17 protein-coding genes are annotated in these 23,248 nt (G+C 58.7%); 14 read left to right on the top strand and 3 right to left on the bottom strand.

What is annotated here, in order from left to right:
• Nucleotides 1-56: 56 nt before the first annotated feature.
• From FHS19_RS28530 to FHS19_RS28475, 12 genes are all read left to right on the top strand, one after another.
• Nucleotides 57-1,445: a sedoheptulokinase gene (locus FHS19_RS28530; protein ID WP_183585566.1), complete on the top strand. Its 1,389-nt coding sequence runs from the start codon at nucleotides 57-59 to the stop codon at nucleotides 1,443-1,445.
• A gap of 7 nt (nucleotides 1,446-1,452) precedes the next feature.
• Nucleotides 1,453-2,175, top strand: a complete 723-nt coding sequence (locus FHS19_RS28525; RefSeq protein WP_183585564.1) for an aspartate/glutamate racemase family protein — start codon at nucleotides 1,453-1,455, stop codon at nucleotides 2,173-2,175.
• A 72-nt stretch (nucleotides 2,176-2,247) separates the two neighbouring features.
• Complete coding sequence (locus FHS19_RS28520) at nucleotides 2,248-3,177, top strand: class II fructose-bisphosphate aldolase (protein ID WP_183585555.1); 930 nt, start codon at nucleotides 2,248-2,250, stop codon at nucleotides 3,175-3,177.
• Between the two features lie 48 nt (nucleotides 3,178-3,225).
• The gene (locus FHS19_RS28515; protein WP_183585553.1) at nucleotides 3,226-5,655 is read left to right on the top strand and encodes an alpha-mannosidase; all 2,430 of its coding nucleotides are present in this window, start codon (nucleotides 3,226-3,228) and stop codon (nucleotides 5,653-5,655) included.
• Between the two features lies 1 nt (nucleotide 5,656).
• Nucleotides 5,657-6,322, top strand: coding sequence for a class II aldolase/adducin family protein (locus FHS19_RS28510; protein ID WP_183585551.1), 666 nt, complete (start codon nucleotides 5,657-5,659; stop codon nucleotides 6,320-6,322).
• Nucleotides 6,319-7,761, top strand: coding sequence for a four-carbon acid sugar kinase family protein (locus tag FHS19_RS28505; RefSeq protein WP_183585549.1), 1,443 nt, complete (start codon nucleotides 6,319-6,321; stop codon nucleotides 7,759-7,761). The genes FHS19_RS28510 and FHS19_RS28505 overlap by 4 nt, the downstream gene beginning before the upstream one ends.
• Nucleotides 7,745-8,374: a D-sedoheptulose-7-phosphate isomerase gene (locus tag FHS19_RS28500; RefSeq protein ID WP_183585547.1), complete on the top strand. Its 630-nt coding sequence runs from the start codon at nucleotides 7,745-7,747 to the stop codon at nucleotides 8,372-8,374. Before FHS19_RS28505 ends, FHS19_RS28500 begins: the two co-directional genes overlap by 17 nt.
• The gene (locus tag FHS19_RS28495; RefSeq protein WP_183585545.1) at nucleotides 8,371-9,420 is read left to right on the top strand and encodes an ROK family protein; all 1,050 of its coding nucleotides are present in this window, start codon (nucleotides 8,371-8,373) and stop codon (nucleotides 9,418-9,420) included. Before FHS19_RS28500 ends, FHS19_RS28495 begins: the two co-directional genes overlap by 4 nt.
• A gap of 141 nt (nucleotides 9,421-9,561) precedes the next feature.
• Nucleotides 9,562-11,733 (top strand): Sip1-related alpha-galactosidase, encoded by a 2,172-nt coding sequence (locus FHS19_RS28490; RefSeq protein ID WP_183585543.1) that lies wholly within the window; start codon nucleotides 9,562-9,564, stop codon nucleotides 11,731-11,733.
• Nucleotides 11,734-11,779: 46 nt separating this feature from the next.
• Nucleotides 11,780-15,319 (top strand): FAD-dependent oxidoreductase, encoded by a 3,540-nt coding sequence (locus tag FHS19_RS28485; protein WP_183585541.1) that lies wholly within the window; start codon nucleotides 11,780-11,782, stop codon nucleotides 15,317-15,319.
• Nucleotides 15,320-15,756: 437 nt separating this feature from the next.
• Nucleotides 15,757-16,635: a hypothetical protein gene (locus tag FHS19_RS28480; RefSeq protein ID WP_183585539.1), complete on the top strand. Its 879-nt coding sequence runs from the start codon at nucleotides 15,757-15,759 to the stop codon at nucleotides 16,633-16,635.
• A 177-nt stretch (nucleotides 16,636-16,812) separates the two neighbouring features.
• Complete coding sequence (locus FHS19_RS28475; protein WP_183585537.1) at nucleotides 16,813-18,306, top strand: FGGY-family carbohydrate kinase; 1,494 nt, start codon at nucleotides 16,813-16,815, stop codon at nucleotides 18,304-18,306.
• Nucleotides 18,307-18,337: 31 nt separating this feature from the next.
• Here the strand turns inward: FHS19_RS28475 and FHS19_RS28470 are convergent, their stop codons facing one another.
• Together FHS19_RS28470 and FHS19_RS28465 are read right to left on the bottom strand one after the other, a co-directional pair.
• Entirely contained in the window at nucleotides 18,338-19,315 is a 978-nt protein-coding gene (locus FHS19_RS28470) for a ring-cleaving dioxygenase (RefSeq protein ID WP_183585535.1), read from the bottom strand.
• 297 nt (nucleotides 19,316-19,612) lie between these two features.
• Nucleotides 19,613-20,533 (bottom strand): NmrA family NAD(P)-binding protein, encoded by a 921-nt coding sequence (locus tag FHS19_RS28465; RefSeq protein WP_183585533.1) that lies wholly within the window; start codon nucleotides 20,531-20,533, stop codon nucleotides 19,613-19,615.
• A 221-nt stretch (nucleotides 20,534-20,754) separates the two neighbouring features.
• Here FHS19_RS28465 and FHS19_RS28460 point away from each other — a divergent pair, with 221 nt between their 5' ends.
• Entirely contained in the window at nucleotides 20,755-21,348 is a 594-nt protein-coding gene (locus FHS19_RS28460; protein WP_183585531.1) for a TetR/AcrR family transcriptional regulator, read from the top strand.
• A 123-nt stretch (nucleotides 21,349-21,471) separates the two neighbouring features.
• Here FHS19_RS28460 and FHS19_RS28455 read toward each other — a convergent pair whose 3' ends face one another.
• Nucleotides 21,472-22,221 (bottom strand): class I SAM-dependent methyltransferase, encoded by a 750-nt coding sequence (locus FHS19_RS28455; RefSeq protein ID WP_183585529.1) that lies wholly within the window; start codon nucleotides 22,219-22,221, stop codon nucleotides 21,472-21,474.
• Between the two features lie 406 nt (nucleotides 22,222-22,627).
• Between FHS19_RS28455 and FHS19_RS28450 the strand changes: the two genes are divergently transcribed.
• Nucleotides 22,628-23,128 (top strand): CYTH domain-containing protein, encoded by a 501-nt coding sequence (locus tag FHS19_RS28450; RefSeq protein ID WP_183585528.1) that lies wholly within the window; start codon nucleotides 22,628-22,630, stop codon nucleotides 23,126-23,128.
• The last annotated feature ends 120 nt before the right edge of the window (nucleotides 23,129-23,248 follow it).

Genomic DNA, 23,248 nt, shown 5'->3' with positions numbered 1-23,248 from the left:
TGGAATCGCTTGGCAAGGCGATGAGATGGCAGGACGAATACGGGAGGGGACAACCTATGTTATTTGCCGGAATTGATATCGGAACGACATCGATCAGCGTCGTGCTGATCTCGGCCGTGTCGGGCCGGCCGGTCCGCGTGGCGACTTGCGCGAACGATGCGTCGCTTGGGGGGAATCAGAGCTGGGAACGGCTGCAGGATCCGAGGCGGATCATGGAACGGGTCCGCGGGCTGCTTGCGGACTGCCGGGAGGAATGGCCTGATGTTGCTGCGGTCGGAATTTCCTGCCAGATGCACGGCATTCTTTATGTCGACGGGGAAGGTCAAAGCGTCAGCCCGCTCTTTACCTGGCAGGACGGACGCGGAGACGAGCCGATGCAAGGCCGGGGAGCCTCTTACGCCCGGCACCTTCGGGAGTGCACGGGTTATCCGGTGGCCAGCGGCTATGGACTGGTGACGCACTTTCATCATGTGAAAAACGGGAACGTTCCCACCGATGCGGTTTGCTTATGCACGATCGGTGATTATGCAGCCATGCAGCTGACGGGTGCCGCCAAGCCGCTCATGGATCCTTCCAATGCGGCCGGGATCGGATTGTATTCGCGAAGCCGGCGCGGCTTTGATGAAGAAGCGCTGCGGCGGGCCGGAATGGATGCATCCATCCTGCCGCCCGTATGCCAGGGCACGGAGCCGGCCGGGAGAACACCGGACGGAAAGCCAGTAGCATGCGCGATCGGGGACAACCAAGCGAGCTTTCTCGGTTCGGTACCGCAGCTGGAGCGGACGCTGCTCGTCAACGTCGGAACGGGCTCGCAAGTTTCCATTTTTACAAGCAACGACGTGTCACCGGAGGAGCTGGACCCTGCGGCCGGGCTTGAAATCCGGCCGTTCCCCGGAGGCGGCTCGCTGCTGGTAGGCGCCCCCCTGAGCGGGGGCAAGTCCTACGCCATGCTGCTGGCGTTCTTTCAAGAGGCGGGCAGAGCCTTCGGCGCGTCTCCGGATGAAGGCGAGATTTACGCGCGGATGAATGAATGGGCCCGGGAGGCGCTTCGGCGCGGGGATGAACCGCTTCAGGTGCAGACCCAGTTCTACGGAACCCGGCAGGATCCGGGCCTCCGGGGGTCCATCCGCGGCATCGGGCCGGACAATTTCACGCCGGGCCATCTGGCCGCAGGCTTCCTGAAGGGCATGGCCGACGAGCTGATGCAGTACGTCGGCGCGCTGCCAGAGGAGCTGCGCGGCATCATCTCGGCCGCGGCGGGTTCGGGCAACGGCATCCGCCGGAATCCTCTCCTCCGCGAAATGCTGGAAGCGAAGCTCGGCCTGGCGCTTGAGCTTCCGCCCGGGGAGGAGGAAGCGGCCTATGGAGCGGCCGTGTACGGCGCTGCGGCGGCGGGATATTATCCCGATGTCCGGTCGGCGCTGAGCGAAATGAGGAAAGGGTGAACTTGGGATGGACATGGATAAAGTCGATACAAGTACAACGCGTCTGCCGCAGGAATGGGGACGCTTCAGACTGGCGGTCATCCATACGACCCCGGTTACGGTCGATCCCTTGCGGGATCTGGCGCAGCAGTTGATGCCTGGCCTCCGCGTAATCAATCTGGTGGATGATTCGATTCTGCCGGAGCTCGCGGAGAACGGCGGGCGGGTGGAAGCCATCGCAGAGCGATGGCGGCAGTATGCGCACATTGCGGAACAGCAGGGCGCGGACTGCATCCTGAACGCATGCTCCTCCATCGGGGAGCTGTGCGAAGTGATGCAGCCGGAGATCGCGGTGCCGGTCGTGCGCATCGACGAAGCGATGGCGGAGCATGCGGTGCGCTCCGCCGGAACCGTCGGCGTGGCAGCCACGCTGGCCACGACGCTCGGGCCGACGCAGCGGCTGCTGCAGCGGGAGGCAGAGCGGCTCGGAAGAGAAGTCCGGCTGATGCCGGAGGTGATCTCTTCCGCGTACGAGCGCCTGCTGGCTGGCGACCGACAAGGCCATGACGAAGTACTTGCCAAAGCGCTGTCCCGGATGGCCGGGTCAGCCGACATTGTCGTATTGGCTCAGGCATCGATGGCGCGGGCGGTGGAAGGCCTGCCTCCGGAGGAACGGAGCCGCTTTCTAACCAGCCCCGCCTTCGGGATGGAGCGCGTGCGCGAGCAGTTGTCGGCAAACAGGATGAACTGAACAGACTTAACGGACGGAAGCACGGTCCGTTTTCCATTTCTACAAGAGAGTAGCGAGAGGAGTTTATACACCATGAAGACCCATGCAGGATCTACCGGACGATCCAACGTCCTGACGCTGAAGCAGGCGCTTCAAGCGGCCGAAGCAGGAAAGTATGCAATCGGTTCATATTCACCGCGCTATACGTCCATGATCGCCGCCGTTCTGGCGGCCGGACAGGAGGCGGATTCGCCGCTGATCGTCCAGATTTCGCAAAAGGAGCTGATCCGGTACGGCATTACCCCGAAGGCATTCGCGGAGGAATTCTACCGCCAGCTGGACGAACAGCAAATCACCGTTCCGGTGGTGCTCCACCTGGACCATACGAAGGATATGGCGGTCATCGCCGAGGCGATCGAAGCCGGCTTCACTTCCGTCATGATCGACGCGTCGGAGAAGCCCTTCGCCGAGAATGTCCGCGAATCTAAGGAGGCGGCCGAATATGCCCACGCTAGAGGCGTCTCGGTCGAAGCCGAGCTCGGCATGATCGGTACGACCGATTTCGTCGAAACCGAAACCGACGAGGAGCTGTACACCGATCCCGATGAGGCGGCGGAGTTCGTGCGGCTGACTGGCGTTGACGCGCTGGCGGTATCGTGCGGCACCGCGCACGGCGTCTACAACGTGAAACAGCCGAAGATCGACTACGCGCGCCTGACGGCGATCCGAGCGCTGAACCCGGTGCATCTGGTGCTGCACGGCGGTTCCGGCGTCCCGGCGGACATGATGCAGCAGGCATTCGCCCTGCCTGGGGGCGGAGTCAGCAAAGTGAATATCGCGACCGACCTGGAACTGTCGCTGCTGGCGGCACTGGGCCGGGAAGAGCGGATGACGGACGCAGAGTGCCGGACACTGAAGCCGGAACAACTGGCAGCAGGCCGCGAAGCCGTGAAGCGGACGGTGATGAACAAGATGAAGGATTTTGTGCTGAGCGCCGGGCAAGCCGGACAATTTTTCCAATAAATTGGACATCCTAAAACCAAGTAACCATGGATTGGAGCTGAACCATGTATGAATGACAAAAAGCTGTATATGATCGGCAATGCGCATCTCGACCCGGTGTGGCTGTGGCAGTGGCAGGAAGGCTTTCAGGAAGCGAAGGCGACCTTCCGCTCGGCCCTCGACCGGATGAAGGAATCGGAGGACTTTATTTTTACGTCCAGCTCGGCGGCCATGTACGAATGGATCGAGAACAACGATCCGGCCATGTTCGAAGAAATCCGTGCGCGGGTGAAAGAAGGCCGGTGGAACATCGTCGGCGGCTGGTGGATCCAGCCCGACTGCAACATTCCGGGGGGCGAATCCTTTGTCCGCCAGGGCCTGTACGGCCAGCGCTATTTTAAGGAAAAATTCGGGGTGACCGCCAAGGTCGGCTACAACGTCGACAGCTTCGGCCATAACGCCATGCTTCCGCAAATCCTGAAGAAAAGCGGGATGGACTACTACGTCATGATGCGGCCGATGCCAAACGAGAAGGGACTTCCAAGCCGTCTCTTCTGGTGGCAGTCCGATGACGGTTCCAAGGTGCTGACATTCCGCATTATGTTCGAGTACCTGTCTTGGGGCAAAGATCTGGAGAATCACGTTCGGCGTGCTCTCGGAGAATTCAAGGAACCGCTGAACGATCTGATGCTGTTCTACGGTGTAGGCAACCACGGTGGCGGACCGACCAAGGAAAATATTGAGAGCATCCGGCGCTTGAACCAGGAGCCTGATCTGCCGAAGCTCGAGTTTGCCACGCCGGATCAGTATTTCCAGGATATGGTGAATTCCGGGCTTGATTTTCCGGTCGTGCATGACGATTTGCAGCACCATGCCAGCGGCTGCTACGCCGCGCATTCCGGCATCAAGCAGTGGAACCGGCAGGCGGAGAACCGGCTGATCGCGGCGGAGAAGTTCTCCGCGCTCGCATCATGGATTACCGGGCAGCCGTATCCGGAGGAATTCACGCGTGCCTGGAAAAACGTGTTGTTCAACCAGTTCCATGACATCCTGGCCGGAACAAGCCTGGAGCCTGCTTATGAGGACGCCAGATATCTATTCGGGGAGGCGATGGCGATCGCCGACCGCTCGTTGAACTATGCGGTCCAGTCGCTGTCCTGGAACATCGGGATCGAGCAGGATGAAACGATGCGTCCGATCGTCGTGTTTAACCCGCACGCCTGGTCCAGCAGAGTGAATGTCGAGCTGGAGATCGGCGGCATCAAGGACAACAGCGTGTTGGTCGACGATACCGGCAAGCCGGTGCCGTTCCAGACTGTGAAGTCCCAGGCCGCAGCCAGAGGGCGCTATCGTTTGAGCTTTATGGCCGAACTGCCGCCGCTCGGATACCGGGTCTACAAGCTGTTCCTGGAATCGGCTTCGCTGAAACCGGTCGGGGAACCGATCACGGCCAGCGATCTGGTCCTGGAAAACAGCCGCCTGCGGCTGGAGTTCGACAAAGACACAGGGTTTATCAAGAGCCTGCGGGATAAAAAGCTGGATCACGAGGTGCTGCGTGGTGACGGAGCACGGCCGGTCGTCATTGATGACACCTCCGACACGTGGAGCCATGACGTGCTTCATTTTGACCAGAAAGTAGGGCAATTCAAGGCGGTCAGAGTACAGCGTATCGAGCACGGGCCAGTCAAATCAGTGATCCGCGTGGTGAGCGAATACGGGAACTCACGGCTGGTGCAGGATTTTGCAATGTATCCGGACCAGCAGCAAATCGACGTCAGCGTAACTGTGGACTGGCGGGAAAAATTTAAAATGTTGAAGCTCGTCTTCCCGGTGAACTGCGTCTTCAGCCGGCATACGTACGAAATTCCTTACGGAACGATCGAGCGCGAGCATAACGGTGAGGAAGAGCCGGGTCAGAGCTGGGTTGATTATTCGGGGATCGTTCAGGGATCGAACCGCGTATACGGTCTGAGCCTGATGAATGACGCCAAATACAGCTACAGCATCCATAACAAAGAGCTGGCCCTGACCGTACTGCGCAGTCCGATTTTCGCTCATCACGATCCTTACGAGCCTGAGCCGGATGGTGAGTATTCCTTTATCGATCAAGGCATTCAGCAGTTCCACTACTCGCTCCTTCCTCATGAAGAGGGCTGGGAGCAGGCCGGCACCGTGCGCCGTGCCGCGGAGCTGAACTGTAAGCCTGTGGCCATCGTTGAATCTTATCATGATGGGAAGCTGCCGCAAACCGATTCGTATCTGTCGGTGGATCGGGACAACGTCATCGTCAGTGCAGTGAAAAAGGCCGAGGACAACGATGACCTGATCCTCCGCGTGTATGAGACGGATAAAAGAGCGACAACGGCCGAAATCCGGCTCCCGAAATGGGAACGCAGCATACGCGCCGATTTCAAGCCGTCGGAAATCAAAACGTTCCGTGTGCCGGCTGACAAAAATCTGCCGGTAACGGAAACCAGCCTTCTGGAATGGGATCTGTAAGATGAGCCGCCGCGAAGAAACGGCAGCCGAGCTGCGGGCGGCCGGTAAATTTATGATGGATACGGGACTTGCCTGGGGCAATGCGGGCAATATCAGCGCAAGGCTGGATGAGGCAAGCTTTCTGATTTCGGCGACGGGAACGTTTCTCGGGGAGCTGGGAGACAGGGACTTCGCCGAGTGTTTCTTGGACGGCAGAGAGGCGCCGGTGCAGGCCGGGCCCAAGCCGTCCAAGGAAGTTCCGATGCACCAGGCCGTATATGACCTGCGGCCGGACGTCGGGGCGGTGCTCCATGCGTCGCCGTTCTACAGCACGCTGTTCGCCTGCGCCGAAATTCCGCTTCCCTCCGGTATGTTTGTCGAGACGATGTATTACCTGGAACGCGTAGAGCGCGTCCGGTATGCCCATCCAGGCTCCCTGGATCTCGGAGAAGCGGTCAGGGAAAAGGCGAAGCAGGCCAATGTGCTGCTGTTGGAGCACCATGGGGTGCTGGTGTATGACACCAGCATCAAGGAGGCGCGGATGGCGATGCAAACGCTGGAAATGGCCTGCCGGATGGTGATTGAATCCGGGAGCGCCGGCATCAAACTTCAAGAGCTGCCGGATTCAGTTCAGCGCGACTTTCTGGAGCGCTCCGGCTACCGTCCGCGGAGGAGGTGGAACGGATGATCGGCATCGTTGCCGACGACATTACCGGCGCAAACGACATTGGCATCATGTTCGCCAAGGCAGGCTTGATAACGCATGTATATCCGGTGGATGAACTGCATAGCGGTCTGCCGGATACACTTCCGGACGTGCTTGTGCTGGACACGAACTCGCGGCTGGATCCTGCCGATCAGGCGTATGCCAAGGTGTACGCGGCCACGGACGCCCTCCGGGCCGCCGGATGCTCGAGGCTGATCAACAAAACCTGCTCGGTTTTCCGTGGCAACATCGGTCCCGAGTTCGACGCCATGCTGGATGCGGCACACGCGTCGTTCGCAGTCGTCGTGCTCGGTTTTCCGAAGAACGGACGCGTCACGCTGAACGGCGTTCATTACGTGCACGGCAAGCCGCTGGCCGAGTCGGAGTTCCGGAATGATCCGGTGCATCCGATGAAGGAGTCGGAACTGACGGCGATCCTGCAGGCACAGACGGAGCGAAAAGTAGCTTTGCTGCCGATCTCCGTGGTGGAGCAGGGGGCCGATGCTCTTCGCGGGGAAATCGACCGGATGCGGGAGGAATGCGCCTACCTGATTCTCGACGTACGCGATCAGCAGTCGCTTCGGATCATCGCCGAGGCGGTGAAGGATGAGCCGCTGCTGTGCGGCAGTTCCGGACTCTATGAGGAGCTCGCGCCTTTGCTGAAGCGAGCGGATGCTGACCGGGAAAGCTCAGGTCGGCCCATTGCCGGGACCGGTCCGGATAGCGGGCAGGCTGCTCGGACTGCTGCTGATCTTATGGAAAATAGCGGGTTATTGAGCAAAAATGCTGACGCCTCACTGGACATCGCCGGCTCAGCCGGAAGCAGCACCGGAAGCCAAGGGGTACTGCTCGCGGCAGGCAGCCTGATGCCGCAAACCGCGGCCCAGATTGCTTACGCCCGGGAGGCGGGCGTTACGATCATCGAGCTCGACTCTTTGCTGCTGCTCGAACCGGCGCAAAAGGATGGGCACACTGCCGACGTTGTAAGGCGGGCCGGCGTGGAGCTGGCAGCCGGACGCGATGTGCTGATCCATGCATCAAACGATGCCGGCAAGCTGTCGGAGACGCGGAGACGGGCAAGGGAGCTGGGCCTGGAGGGTTCAGTACTCTCGCGCATCGTCTCGGAAGAGCTGGCAGGCGCGGTTGCCGAGGTAGCGGAGCGTACCGGGCAGCGCCGGCTCGTGGTCGCCGGCGGCGAGACCTCTTCCGCGGTGTGCGGCCGGCTGGGCATCGCCGGGCTGCGGGTGCTGGAGGAGATTGAGCCGGGGCTGCCCTCCTGCATGTCGCTGGACGGCAGGGGGCGTCTACTGGTATTGAAATCGGGCAGCTTCGGCAGCCCGGAGTTTATCGTCAAAGCCATCGAACATTTGAAGGGAATGAACATCCATGGGGAGAGTGACTGCGATGAGCGCGATCTTTGATCAGCTGTTTGCGAAATACCCGGATCTGGCACCGTGCCGGAATGCGGTCTGGCAGGCGTTTGAGGCAATGGAGGCTTCTTTTCGCCAGGGAGGCAAAATGCTCCTCGCCGGCAATGGCGGGAGCGCCGCCGACTGCGAGCATGTCGTGGGCGAACTGATGAAGGGCTTTATGCTGAAGCGGAGCTTGCCGCAGGCCGAACGCGATAGAATGCTCATTCACGGCGAGGAGGGGGCCTATATCGCCGACCGGCTGCAGGGCGCACTGCCGGCGATCTCCCTCGTCAGTCAGAGCGCCTTGTCGACAGCATTTATCAACGATGTTGCCGCCGATATGGCGATGGCCCAGCAGGTATACGGCTATGGCCGGCCGGAGGATACGCTGGTTGTGTTCAGCACGTCCGGCAACTCGGCGAATGTGGTCCGCGCCGTTCAGGTGGCTAAATCCCTCGGGATGACCACGATCGGCCTGACGGGCCGCACCGGCGGACGCCTGAAGGAGCTGTGCGACATTGCGGTCTGCGTTCCTTACGACGGCACGCCGGATATCCAGGAAAGACATCTGCCGATTTACCATACGCTGTGCATGATGCTGGAGGAGGCCTTTTTCGAATGAGCATGCTGCTGGGAGGCCTCGATATCGGCGGAACGAAATGCGCGGCGGTGCTCGGCTGGGCGGAGGGTGACCGGATCGAAATCGTGGGCAAGCGCAGCTTCCCGACGCCGGGGACGCCGGAGGAAACGCTGGCGTCGCTGTGCGACGAGCTGGCCGGCCTGGCCGCCTCGGCCGGCGGGGGCGAGCCGCTCGCGGCCGTCGGCGTCAGCTGCGGCGGCCCGCTCGACAGCCGGCGGGGTCTGATTCTCTCCCCGCCGAACCTTCCCGGCTGGGACGGCATCGACGTCCTCACGCCGCTCCGGGAGCGCTTCGGCGTCCCCGCCGCGCTCCAGAACGACGCCAACTCCTGCGCCCTCGCCGAATGGCGGTGGGGGGCCGGGCGCGGGGCGTCCAGCATGATCTTCCTGACCTTCGGGACAGGAATGGGCGCGGGTCTGATCCTGAACGGAGCCCTGTATGCCGGCGCAAGTGACATGGCCGGAGAGGTCGGCCATATCCGCCTGGCGGAGGAAGGGCCGGTCGGCTACGGCAAGGCCGGCTCCTTTGAGGGCTTTTGCAGCGGCGGGGGCATTGCCCGCCTGTTTGCCGGTTTAAGGGAAGCGGCGGAACGGGACGCTGCGAATCCCCTCGCTGGCGCTGGAGGGACAGCCCCGAACCCGGAAGGGAGCGGGGGGGCTCCATGGACGGCGAAGGACGTGTTTGAGGCCGCCGCAGCCGGCGACGCGCTGGCGGGAGAAGCAGTAGGCATTATCGGCCGCAAGCTCGGCCGGGGCCTGGCCGTTCTCGTCGATACGCTCAATCCGGAGCGGATCGTGATCGGCAGCATTTATGCGCGCCAGGAGCAGATGCTCCGGCCGCTTGTGCTGGAGGAGCTGCGGCGCGAGGCGCTGCCGGGGACACTTGCGGCCTGCCGGATTCTGCCGTCGGAGCTCGGCGAGCATGTGGGGGATGCGGCGAGTTTGTCCGTTGCGCTTCACGCGCTGGGAGAGCATGAACGAGGGAATAACGGAACCGGAAAATCGAAGGTTGATCCGGTGAACTTTTAAGCTGATAACAGGTTCATCATATCGTTGTGAACCGGATTCGCGGCCTGAGGCATGGAAGTGCAAAGCCCTCAGGCCTTTGTCATATGGATGGTTGGAAGTTGGCATGTTCGTCAATTTGGGAAGCAGCAGGGGGAATCGTTGATGAGTATCGAAGGGCAAGGTGCGTTTATTTCCAAGGAAGACCTTGGGGCGGGCAGCGGGGAGAAAGCTCTGCTCTTGCCGTTTGGCCTTTCCGTTCGGCTTCAGTCGGGGACGGAAGCGGTTCGGCTGCGGCTGACGGGGTCGGAAAGGGGGAAAGTTCCAACGGAACGGGGGGTTCTAAGAGAGACCCGGTTTCACTATCAGAGCGAAGATGAGTCTATTCAGGCCCGAATTTTTGTGCGAGAGAAGTCTGGCGGTACGATTCTGGTATCCGTGGAAGCCGGCATCGTCAATGAAAATGATTTCGGCAGACAGCGCTCGTTCGCAGGGGAGCATGCGGTTATGCTGACGCTGCGTCCGGCCGAGCAGATCGAAGGGCTGATGGCTAACTACCAGCATAAGGACTGGTGGACCCGCCCGCATTTTGGCACCGATCTGGCCGGTTTGCCGGAGAAGATGCAGTCGGTGCTGTGGAAGACGGCAGGCGAATACTGCCACCTTCTGCCGGTGACGGGGACGATGTGGCGTGCGGATGCCGCCGGATCCGAGGAAGGGATTACGCTTCGATTATCCACTTATGAGGATGGGCATACCCGCTGTGAAGCGCTGGTTTTTGCCCTTGCGGCCGGTAGCGACCCTTACGATCTCGTCAAGCGCAATGTGGCTTCCGCGCTGAATGAGCTGGATTATCCGACGCTGCCGCGGGATCAGAAGCCGTTCCCGGCGATTTTGGAAAAGCTCGGCTGGTGCAGCTGGGACGCTTTTTACCATCAGGTCAACGAAGAAGGGCTGCTGGCCAAAGCCGCCGAGCTGCAGCAGCTGGGGCTGCCGATCGGCTGGGTGATGATTGACGACGGCTGGTCCGATATTTCCGGGGGCAAGCTGTCTTCCTTTGAAGCGGATCCCGTCAAGTTTCCCGGCGGTTTGAAGCGTGCCGTGCATGCTTTGAAGGAGCGTTACGGCATCCGGCATGTTGGAGTATGGCACACGATCGCCGGCTACTGGGGCGGCATTCTGGAGGACAGCGCGATCGCCCGGACGTATGCGGACTATCTGTACCGGGTGCCCCGGGGCAATCTGATCCCTTATCCGGAAGCCGGCAAAGGCTTTGCCTTCTGGCATGCCTGGCACGGATTTTTGCGCCGCCAGGGCGTCGATTTCGTCAAGGTGGACAGCCAAAGCGCGGTTCTGAACTACCTGCAGGGACGCATGCCCATCGGCCAGGCTGCCGCGGCTGCGCACGAGGCGCTGGAGGCTTCGGTTGCACTGCATTTTGACGGAACGATCATCAACTGCATGGGGATGGCGTCCGAGAATGTATGGCACCGGCCGAAGTCGGCCGTTTCGCGCAACAGCGACGATTTTGTGCCGCAGGAGAAGCGCGGCTTTCCGGAGCATGCGCTGCAGAACGGCTACAATTCCTTTTACCACGGGGCTTTTTACTGGGGGGATTGGGATATGTACTGGTCCAAAAATCACGACGACGTGCAGAGCGCGGTGCTGCGCGCCGTAAGCGGAGGTCCGGTCTATATCAGCGACGCTCCAGGAAATACCGATCCGTCGCGCATCTGGCCGTTGATCTATGCAGACGGCACCGTTATCCGCTGTGACGAGACAGCCAATCCGGCCCCGGACTGCCTGCTGCTGAATCCGGCGGAAGAGCACGTTCCTCTTAAACTGTGGAACCGGGCGGGCAGTGCCGGGGTTGTGGCTGCTTTCCATATCAGCGGGGATTCTGCTCAGGTAATGGGTTCGGTCGGACCGGCTGATGTGCCGGGACTGGGCGGCGGGGAATTCGCCGTGTACGACTATTTTGCCGGCAAGGGCTGGCTGATGCGCGCCGACGAGCAGACCCCGATCCGCCTGAAGGAGGGGGGATGCGCCCTCTATGCCGTCGTTCCGGTTACGGGCAGCGTGACCCCGGTCGGGCTGGCCGACAAATACATCTCTCCGGCGGCGGTCAGCGGGTGCACCGAGGTTGGCAAGGTGACGACGGTCCACTTGAGGGAAGGCGGCCGATTCGTGTTTGCTTCCAAAACGGCACCTTTAAGCGTTACCGCCAACGGCCTTACGGTAGACGCCGCTTTGATCGGCGGCGAATTCGGCGATTTTTATGAGGCGCTTTGCGGGGAGCCCGGTCAACCGGTACAAATCGAAATCGTCTCGGCCTAAAAGCCGCCATGAGGCGTTTGAATAGCGGAAATTAGGAGGAGATCTGATGGAATTGATGGTGGAAGCCGCCCGGATTCCGCTGCTCGCGGTCACGGATGCCGTCGTGTTCGGCGGCTCCTTTGCGGGTATTGCTGCTGCGCTTGAGCTGGCTGCGGCCGGGCAGCGGGTGTGGATTATCGAACCGCGCACCTACATGGGGCGGGAAATGACCGCGACGCTTCGTCCATGGCTGAAGGCCGGCGGCGAGGATCGCTGGCCAAAGCTGATCCGGTATGTGCTGGCCGGGCAGGATACCTCAATTGGCCGTAATGCAGACGGTCAGCTTTCGGATCCCACTGAGGCGGGGGCGGTCACTGGCACCGGGCGGAGTGAGGAGATCGCCCTGCAACCGGACCTTGTCAAACGCAGGCTGGAACAGGCGCTGGAGGAAGCGGGGGTCGGCCTGCTGTACGCGACCTTGCCAGTCGCTGTTGATAGAACGGCCGGCGGCATTTGCGGCGTCATCGTGGCGAACAAGTCCGGCCGGCAGCGTATCAGCTGCCGCCTGGTCGTCGACGCGACCGAAACGGCGCTGGCCGCGTCGCTGTGCGGGCAGGACGTATCCCATGCTTTTGAGGCGTTAAGTGTGCTGGGCGAACCTGCATCTGCAGCGGATGTCCCCGTTGTATCAAATCGATCGGCTTCAGCATCTGATTTCACCGGATTGTCCGGTACGGATGGGGACCTTCGGAATCGTCATGGGCAGGGACAAAAGGCGTTGTTTACACGGACCCTGGAATTTACCGGCGTGTCCGAAGCCGGGCTGAGATGGCTGGCAAGCGTTGAAAGCGTAGAAAGCGATGAAAATGCTGTAACCCCGCTATGCCCGAGGCTGCTGCCTGTTCCTGCCGCGCTTGAGCTTGCCGGAAATACCGTTCGCCTCCACCCGGGTTACCGGGGAGCAGGTCACTGGCTCGTGGAGTATGCGGTGGTGCTTCCCGCTGCAAACACGCTTGAGGCTGCCGGGAAGCGGGAGATGCACGCCCGCATGCGGGGCATGGCGCTGGCGGAGCATCTGCTGCAGCAGGTGCGGGCCTTTGCCGGAGCGGTCCTGTGCGCCTCATCGCATGAGCTGTCGGGACCATATCCGGTGCCGGAATCTTCCGGGCAGGAGTCCGTTTTTCCGGCAGATTGGGGTGGGAAGCGGGCCGTCGATCCCGTCGGTTCTACGCCGCCCGCAGAAGAGCTGGAGATTCCCGCTGCGCCGATGCAGACCGCCGCATCGGAATTCAGGCCAGTAGAATCTGGCATCTGGTCCCTGTGGTTGACAGCGGACCGCGATGGGCTTGTATCCCTTCATGATCCAAGCGGAGCGGCCCGGCTGGGTGAACGGCTGGCTGAGCAAATCGTCCGCGAGAGCCGTGACGAAATTGAAACTCAAGTTCCGTCTCAAGCGATTGCCCAAGCGGATGCAGTCCCAGGCGTGAGCGGCGGTCGCCTTGCACAATTCAGGCCAGGCCCCACGGCCGGGCTGACGGTTCGCATCCCTGCCTGGCTCGACGGCGAAGCGGGCTTGGCTGCAGCGGAAGCGGCCGCCATGCCAATTCCGGTCGCGGCCTCCGTGGACGTGCTTGTCGCGGGCGGCGGAAGCAGTGGAGCGTGTGCGGCGATCACCGCCGCCAAGGAGGATATGCGGACGCTGCTGGTAGATTTGAACCCCGGTCTCGGAGGAACGGGCACTTACGGCGGCGTGGACAGCTATTGGTTCGGTCGGAAGACGGGCTTTGCCGCCGGCATTCAGGATCAGGTTCTGGAGCAGCAGCGAAAGCTGCGTTACAAGGGGAACAAGTGGAGCATCGAAGCTAAAATGCATGCGCTGCTGACGGAAGCGGAGAAGCACGGTGCGGAGCTTATGCTGAACAGCATCGTTTTTGGAGCTGTCATGGACGGCACCGCAGCGTCCGGCCTGGTGGCGGCGACCCGCTATGGGCCTGTGGCGGTTCTGGCCCAGGCCGTGATCGACGCGACGGGCGACGGCGATGCCGCTGCCTGTGCGGGCGCGGAGTATGTATATGGCTCCGCCAGGGACCACACCGTCATGTGGTATTCCCTTGCACAGTACCGCTCGCCGGACAAAATCCAGAACAATTTTACCAGCATGGTGGACGTCTCAAACATTCTCGATTACACCCGTGCTATTTTGGCAGGCAGAAGACGCGGCGGGGAATGCCATGATCACGGCATATATGTGGCGACCCGTGAGAGCCGGCATATCCTCGGCGACGTCGTCATGAAGCTGTCCGACCAGCTGCTTCACCGGCGCTGGGAGGATGTCGTGAACATCCATTTCAGCAATCACGACGTGAAGGGCGTCAGCGGTGCCGACTGGGTCAACGTCGGCTTGATCCCGCCGAACCTGGAGATCGAGATTCCGTACCGGATGCTGCTGCCAAAGGGAATCGACGGCATGCTGGTCGCGGGCAAGGCGGTGTCGGCCACGCACGACGCCCTGCCGGCCATCCGGATGCAAGCGGACCTCGAGAACCTGGGCGGTGTTTGCGCCCTTGCCGCGGCGTCCGCGGTTCGCTCCGGCAGCAGCCTGCGCGGCCTGGACATCACCATGCTCCAGCGGCGATTGACTGAAGAAGGTCTCTTGCCGGAAGGCACTCATGAGCGCAGGCTTGCACCGCATCACTATAGCGAAACGGACCTGGAGCAGCTGGTCGGCAGGATTGAAGCCGACATGCCGCTGTACGATTATGCCAACATGCGGATGGATGAGATTTACCGCGGCATGATTCCGTTTGCCGAAATCGTGTCGGCCGGGCCACGGATTGTCCCTCATCTTGAGCAGGCTTTGGCCCGGACGGAAGGGACGCGTCAAATCCGCATCGCCCAGGCGCTGGCGATGGCGGGATCTTCTTCAGGTTCGGGGGTATTGATCCAGGCCTTGATGCAGGAGCTGAGCGGGCCTGAGCTTCCGGTGCGAACCGCGAACATGATGTACGTGCAGCTTCCGCCGGACCACGGGGCCATGCCGGATGCAGCGTATCTTCTGTACTCGCTGGCCCAGACGAAGGACCCGGGAAGTATAGCCGTATGGCAGCGGGTGGCGGAGCTGCTGCAACCGGATGAGGCGGATTTTAAGGACAGCCGTAAGGGGATTTATTATTTCATCGATGCGGTCTGCCAAGGGGCGGAACGGCTTGCCGACCCTGCAGCCGTTCCGGTGCTGGAGCAGCTCCACCGCATCCCCGCCATTCACGGGCAGCAGTGCTATCAGGGGTACCAGCCCGACTACTTCCTTGAACGCCGGGCGATGCTGGAGCTGTCCCTCGGCCGGGCGCTGGCGGCATGCGGCAGTCCGGCCGGCTATGCGGTGCTGATCGGCTATTTGCCGGACGTGCGCTCACTGCTGTCCAAACAGGCGCATCTGATGCTTAAGCGGCTTAGCGGCAGGGATCTTGGCAAAGATCCGCTGCTCTGGAGCGGCTGGCTTGCCGCCGCAAGCCGTGAACTGCCGCCGTATTCCCTGGATATGCCGCTCGATCTGGAGAAGGACAGCGAACGCGTGCTGCGGCAGCCCGTGCCGTGGAATGGGCAATAAGGCTGGATGAAGCCGGGCATTGGAAGAAAAGCAGTCCATTCATCTGAAGTTTGAACGGGCTGCTGTGATGTTGTTTTGTTTTGCCTTCCAGGGGTGCCTGTCCTCGTTACCATCGAACTCGATTTTACGTTCTATTTACTTCCGTTTGGAACGTCACGCCTCCGTTTTTTCGTATAGGTACAAATTCATATAAGCAGGCGGAGCTGCGATAATTTGCGGCGTGTTGGTATTTTTAGAAAAAAATTACCAGAAAGACCTATTTTGAAAACCGCTATCGGAACATCGGATTTAAAATTTTATAGACGGAAAGAATCATTTTTCCGGGAAATTTGCTGAAATGGATGTACGCAGTGTGCAGTCTAGTATACGATCAAACGGAGCTTTTAGCGCTAATTCACATGAATAAAGTCGAATGAAATGAAAACGGAGGGATAGCAATGAAAATATCGAGGTCGATGATCGCAAAGATAGTACTTGGGGGCCTCTGCTTGGTAGGCATCGGATGCACCGACCGAACATTGAGTTCCGCTGATGGCGTGCTGGATCAAGCGAAACAGACCGGCAGCGAAATCGTCGTTCCGCATAACGAGCGCTTGCTTTTATCCACCGACAAGAAGTGGATCAATGAGGAAGGGCATCAGTCTGACCTGATCCGGCTGCAGTGGACGGCCGACCGCGCCAAACCGGCGATTGCCTGGGCCGACGAAAACGGGAAGGACAAAACGGCCATCATCTCCCACGATAAAGCGAATAATCCCGAACAGCACGACCATAAACATATTTCCTTTGAAACGACGATGTCGCCGGACGGTCCATATGCGGACCAGCTGTTCACGCGGCTGGAAATTCCCTATGACACGGACGTCAGCGAAATCCGTACCCAATCATCCAATTTTAATGTGATGAACGGCATCCTGCGGGTTGCGGGGGAAACCGGGTCGAACCGGGACATCCAGTTCAGCGTTGCCGGCGAAGACAACAAAACGACGGCGAGATGGGCCGTTCGGGCGGACAGCACGAAAGAGAAGGGCGGCAACACAGGGTCGGACCTTCAATTCGTCCGCTATGGCGATGACGGCGAAGTGGTCGATTCCCCGCTGACCGTGCAGCGGAGCGACGGCAATGTCGGGATCGGCACGGCCGAACCGGACACCAAGCTGGATGTGAACGGAGACAAGCTCCGCATCCGCGAGAAGCATACGCCGAAATCATCCAGCGAGCCTTGCAGTCAGGGACAAATGGCCTGGGACGATCAGTATGTATATGTGTGCGTTGCCCAAGACAGCTGGAAGCGGACGGAGCTTTCGTCCTGGTAAGGACTGATGCGCTCGGCGGATGTGGATAACCGGCTGCAGGTGCTGTTAGGGGGATACGGAGGTATGATGCCCTCACCAGCGGGTGTTATCTTGAAATCTTACATGCTACTATTGGGGTATAAAAAATGATACATAAGGCTCCCGTAGAGGAGCCCTTTTTGGAGAGGAGGAATCGGGATGCTGCTTTCTTTGGATATCGGCACGACTCATATCAAAGCAGGGGTGTTCGGGAACGACGGTTCGGAAATGGCCGTCGTCTCGGCACCGAACCCGAAGGCGAAGGGCCCCTCCGGTACCACTGTCTATGACCCGGAAGTGCTGTGGGAGACCGCAGCCGGTTTGATCCAGCAGGCGGTAGAGCGTCTTGGAGTGCGGGGCGGGGCAATCGATGCCGTCGGGATTACGAGCATGGCGGAGACCGGCCTGCTGCTGAACCCGGCAAATGGGAGAGCGGGCACCCCGTTGCTGCCCTGGTTCGAAACCTGCTCGGCACCGCAGGCGGAGCGGATCAGGCAGGAGGTGGATGAACGGGAGCTGTTCCGTATGACCGGACTGAGGCCGTCGTTCAAACACGGCCTGCCGAAGCTGCTGTGGCTGCGGGAAATATGCCCGGACGCCTTTGGCGGCAGCGTATGGCTGTCCGCCGCATCCTACATCGCTTACCGGCTGACCGGCAGGATCGCTGAGGACGAGACGCTGGCGGCGAGAACTTACGCCTACCGGATCGACAGCCGTGCCTGGAATGAGCCGCTGATCCGCAGCTTCGGGCTGGATCCGCAGCTGTTTCCGCCCATTCAGCCGGCGGGAACGCCGGTCGGCACCGTGCTGCCGGCCATGGACGGCCTGGGCCTTGGCGAAGCGCCGGTCATCCTGGCCGGACATGACCATGTGTGTGCCTCGCTGGCCTGCCCGGACGGCCCGGACAGCACATACAACTCGATGGGGACCGCCGAAACAATGGTCGGGACGTTCCCCTTGCGTCCCCTGGGTGATGCCGACGATGCATCGGGTTTGTCCTTCGGTATTCATCCGGTGCCGGGCCGTATGTACTGGATGGGAGGCCATTCGTCGTCCGGCGGTTCAGTGGAGTGGGCCCGCGAAGCCTTATCGGATGCAGGCTTGTCCTACCCGGATATGATGCGGCTGCTGGATGAGACGGGGGGTCAGCCCACCGGCATTTTGTATTATCCGTATTTGACCGGAAGCGGTGCCCCGCATCCCGAGCCCGGTGCCCGGGCCGCATTCATCGGCTTGGACGCCAAGCATAAGAAGGGGGACCTGATCCGGGCGGTGCTGGAAGGAAACGCTTATCAGCTGGAGCTGCTGCGGGAGCGCGCCGAACGGGTCGGCGGCAGCCCGATCCGGCGGATGCATGTGGTCGGCGGCGGGGCCCGGAACAGCCACTGGTTGCAGATCAAGGCCGATGTGTCGGGCGTCCGCCTGACCATGACCGGCGCAGCGGAGGCCTCGCTGCTCGGGGCTGCCCTGGCCGCCGCCGTCGGGGCCGGCCTGTACCCGTCCTTCCGCGAGGCGGCTGCTGCCGTAACCTACCCCGAGGCGAAGGTGTACGAGCCGGATCCGGAACGCCATCTCGCGTACCGGAAACTGTACGAGCAAGGCTTTCTCGGCCTGCTCCAGCCCTTGTTGTCCTATTACAAAAGCAGCTCCTGATTTCGGTCAGGAGCTGCTTTTTTACTAAAACTTATTCTTTTGTGAATTCAATCGTGCTGCGCACGGTGTCAATCGGACGCACCAGCTTTTCGATCTGCTCGCGTTTTGGTTCCAAGAATGGAGGCAGGGACAGCTTTTCGCCCAGCGTTTCGTAAGGCTCGTCGCCCATAAAGCCAGGACCGTCGGTAGCCAGCTCGAACAGGATCTGCGGGGCCACCCGGGCATACAGCGACTCGAAGAAGTGACGGTTGACGTACCCCGAAGTCGAGAACCCGAATTCGTCCAGGCGGGTGATCCATTGTTCCAGCACGGTACGGTCCTCAACGCGGAATGCCGCGTGATGCACCGTGCCGAAGCCTTGGCGGGCAGGCGGCAGCACGGCATTGTATTCCGCGACGACCTGAGCCCCGTTGCCGCCTTCGCCGACTTCAAAGAGATGGTAGGAGCCTTCCTGGCCGATTTCTTTGAACTCGAATACTTTCTCCAGCATTTCTTTGAAATAATCGAAGTTGGCGATTCTCACAAAGACCGGCCCCAAGCCCGTGATGGCATATTCCAGCGGGATCGGACCTTTTTCCCACGGGGTTCCGGAAGGAACGCCCACGTTGTTCTCGTCGGAAATGAGCTGGTACTGCTGGTCGTCAAAGTCGACGAAGGAGAGCGTCTTTTTACCGAACATCTCTTTGATGCCGTAATGCTGCACGTTCAGGCGGTCAAAGCGTTTCAGCCAATAGCTGAGTGCCGCATCACTCGGAACGCGGAACGACGTTTTGGCAATTTCGTTGGTGCCGTGAACGCCTTTCGGAATGCTGGGAAAATCAAAGAACGTCATGTCGGTTCCCGCGCTTCCTTTGTCATCGGCAAAGAACAGGTGGTAAGTTTGGATGTCGTCCTGGTTTACCGTTTTTTTGACCAGGCGCATGCCCAGCACATAAGTGAAAAACTGATAATTTTTTTCCGCGCTGCTTGTAATGGCAGTCACGTGGTGTATTCCTTTTAATCCGTTCATGATAATGCCTCCTTAATGAATTAGGCTTCCCTCAAATTTGTTTTTCATAAATGAAATGGCTTGCGCCAATTCCTTGTTATAAAGAATCTTTAATTTAAGATAAATATAGCATGTTATTTTCGATGTGTCAAACCTTTGGAAGATCCATCGGCAAAAGGTTAATGATTTATCGGCAAATATCGAGACAATGCATGGGCCATAAGTAATTCGTACCCCCAAGTCATAATGAAAACCCGGTATCGCAGGACACCGGGTTTCGCGTGCATAGATTCCTTTTATTCGTTTCTCAAGGGGACATCATGGATGAGCTTTGTTAACGGAGGCAAAAGAATGCCGACCTGTCGTTTTAGCTAAAATAGCCGGCTGGAACACTTCTTCACACCATGTGCGGAAGCTGGTGTCAGAAGGCTGTGCCTTTTGGAAATCGTCATCGTAGATGCCTTCATTTTGGGCAATGACCATATCCATGTAGTCCTTGACCCATGCCTCCGTTCCAAATTGAGAGAGGGTAGCTTCATACTCAGCAATCGAAACCTGCTGAAAGCGAATGGGACGCTCGAGCACTTCAGACAAGACATGCGCCATTTCATTTGGCGATAAAGCATCGGGGCTGACGACCGGGATGCTGTCTTGACCGCTCCAGGATTCATCGAGCAGGAGTGCAGCTGCTGTGGAGGCGATATCCCGGGTAGCGCAGAGCGGGAGCTTCTGATCTCCAGCCATAGGCATATAGAACGTTCCGTGGCTTTTAATAGATTCCAGATCATGAAACAGATTTTCCATAAAGTACGGCATACGCAGTGAACGATAGCTTACACCTGTGCTTTCAATGAAAGCGTCCATCTCAAACGCTGCGGATAGTATCCCGGCATGTCTGCCGAAGCCACGCCCCATGCTGGACACGCCTACAACACGCTTCACTCCGAGTCTCTTGATTGCCTGGCAAGCCGGTCTGGTAAAATTTAAATAGTATTCTGTGGAATTCCCGGATTGAGGGTTCGGAGGCACCAGCCAAAGAACGTTCTCTGCACCTGTGAATGCTTTCGTGACGACATCGATGTCATCGTGTGATCCCTGAATGACCTCGACACTTTCGCGCACTCGCTGCGGCAGCCGGGACGGGTCCCGGGCAATGACTCGGATCGGCTTTCCGCTATCAATGATGCGTTCAAGGACCTGTCTGCCGATTTGACCGGTAGGGGTAGTAATGACAATCATGAACAATTCACCCTTTCGTAGGTTATGGCTGTCCCAGCTTATTCAAGAGGACAACTAACTAACAGTGTTGTTTAAACATCATTTTCGGTTAAACTATACTGTATAAATCATATTAGGTTGATACAGCCATGCAGGCAATCAGCACGAAGCCGTTTTCGTTGTGTAGACAACAACTGCACGATTTTGTTGTTTATTAGGTTATAAGTACAAGGAGTGATAGCATGCCAGTAAACCCTAATGATCCCCGCGTGAAGCGCACGCGTCAGTTATTACTGCAATCTTTTATGGAGCTCATTGAGCAGAAGAAAAATATTTACTCCATTTCCGTGCAAGACATTACCGATCGGGCGACGGTTAATCGGGCTACCTTTTATGCGCATTTCGAAGATAAGTATGCTTTCCTCGAGTGCTGGATGAGGCAAAAATTCCAAAAGAAATTGGCGAGGGAATTACCCGACGGTTCCATATCAAATATGAGCAGCTTGCGGACCTTCATTCAAATCGTTTTTGATTTTCTTGCCCTTACCCGGCAGTATATGATTCGAACTCCAGAGAACAGCCCGTATGAACCGCTGTTTGAAAGCGCCATTCATAAAGAACTCTATCAGCTTCTGTTCACATGGCTGAGCGAGGAAGCGAAGACGCCGGAGGCAAAAAAAGCTGTGGAACCTACGTCTCTCCTCATAAGCTGGGGCATATTGGGGACAGCCATACAGTGGAGCAGGGATCCTCAACATCGCTCGGCGGAAGAGATGGTTCAGCAGATGCTGGTGGTTGCGGCGGCGGGATTGGCTCCCGTTTTGGAAGAATCTTAAAAGGATGATGCTTAACGAAGGGCTATAACATGAATAAAGACAGCGGCCGACCATAAAGGTCAGCTGCTGCCTGTGTGTTAAGGAGGCTATAAAGATGAAAAAACGGATTCTAGCCATAAACATTCATTTTGAAGCGATGATCATAAACCGGTCTGCGTTCGTCCGGATTCCTTTCGGCGTATGATGTTCGGCAATAAAGCGGTGCAGCGTCTGAAAATCCGACGCCGATTGTCCAAAGCCGGGGATGATGGGGGTGTGCTTCAGCAAAAATATCAAGTCCTCGGCCGTCGCATAATATTCCACCGCATCGTATTGCCGGCAATCGATCTGCCTGAATCCGGCTTCCTTAAGTTCAGCAGCATACCGGTTCATAAGCGTTCCCCGCTTGGTGTTCCCGGACTGGCCTCTGCCGAAAGCTTGCGCCAGATTGCTTTTGTCGCTTTCGCCGACCTGTTGGGTCAGAAATACCCCGTCATCCGTCAGCACCCGGGCCACTTCGGCCGCATTGAACTCCGAATGCCTGCAGCTGATCACCTGAAAGAATCGTTCAGGAAAATCGAGCTTGGACGCCTCCATCGGCAAGAAGCGGACATTAGACCTGCCGATTCGTTCCCGGTTCCGGTTGGCGGTGTGAATCATGGCTTCCGAGTGGTCGATTCCGATCAGAAGCAGGGCCGCATCCGCCATGCGCAGCAAAGCCTCGCCGCCTCCGGTGCCGATATCCAGCACAATGTCTCCGGCCTTGCAGCGGGAGGAGATTTCATTCCAAAAATTCCACCGGGCATCCTCCACGATCACGTTCAACCGGCTGAAATCCCAGCCGTTCATTTGGCCGACCTCATTGTAAAACTTTTTATAATCAAAAGAATCCATAGATCATTCCACCTTTCAAAGTGTAAGAGAATAGCGGTTCATGCAGACGTTGCCGGTTCGTTTCCAAGTGGATCAAAGGACAGACGTGTCCCTTGATAGCTGGTACGCGTTTTGACCCAGCCCGGAAACTACATACCTCGAACGAAATGCAGTGCCACGATTCGCTTCACCCCTTTGAAAGAATAGTTACATTATAAAAGGCCTAAATCCTCGGCTTCAAGCAAAATTTGTTTGTTAGCTCCTTCAGTGCGGCGTTCATGTCAGCAGTTTCTTGTCCTCTTACAGTTTCGTTCGTATAATGGGTATGCTTGGTTGTGGATGAAGTGGAAGAGGCAAGTCTTAAGTCAAACTTAACTAGATGGACAGAGCCGGATACCGGCTTATCCATTTCAAGGAGGAACAGCGGGTGCCGCTTGAAATTGAACGCAAATTTTTGCTGCCGGAATTCCCGGCGGCTCAGGTTAAGGAAGGAACACTACGCATCGTCAAGGAGCAGCTGATCGAGCAGACGTATCTTGCGCTGTATGAAGATCAGGAACTGAGGGTTCGGAAAATAACCGACACCGCCAGCGGAGACGTAGCGTATACGCATACGTTCAAGAGGGGGTTCGGCATCGCCCGGGAAGAAGTGGAGGTATCCATCGCCGGCGGCTTGTATGATCAGATGATTCAGGCCCATGGCGCCGTCCCTTTAATCAAAAAGCGCTCTACAGCGCTGTGGGATGGCCTCCAGGTGGAGATCGATGAGTACGATCAAATCAAGCTGACGGTGCTGGAAGTGGAGTTTGGCTCGGAGGAGGAGGCCGAAAGCTTCGTTCCCCCGGCGTGGTTCGGGCAGGACATCAGTACGGATAAGGAGTACAGCAACAAGAAGGTGTGGCGCGAGCTTCAGTCCCGGCAAAGTTAGGGAATCATGAAGCCCCTTCGGTCATGGGACAGATCAAGTTCGAGGCCACCGGGAATCAAGAGACCGAAAGGTCTCTTTTTTGATCTAAGGATGTTCATGCTTCGGCTGCCTGGATTCCAT

Source organism: Paenibacillus rhizosphaerae, assembly GCF_014192015.1.
Taxonomy (GTDB): Bacteria; Bacillota; Bacilli; order Paenibacillales; family Paenibacillaceae; genus Paenibacillus_AQ; species Paenibacillus_AQ rhizosphaerae.
Note: the sequence above shows the minus strand (reverse complement) of the source record. Positions and strands in the feature narration are given on the sequence as shown.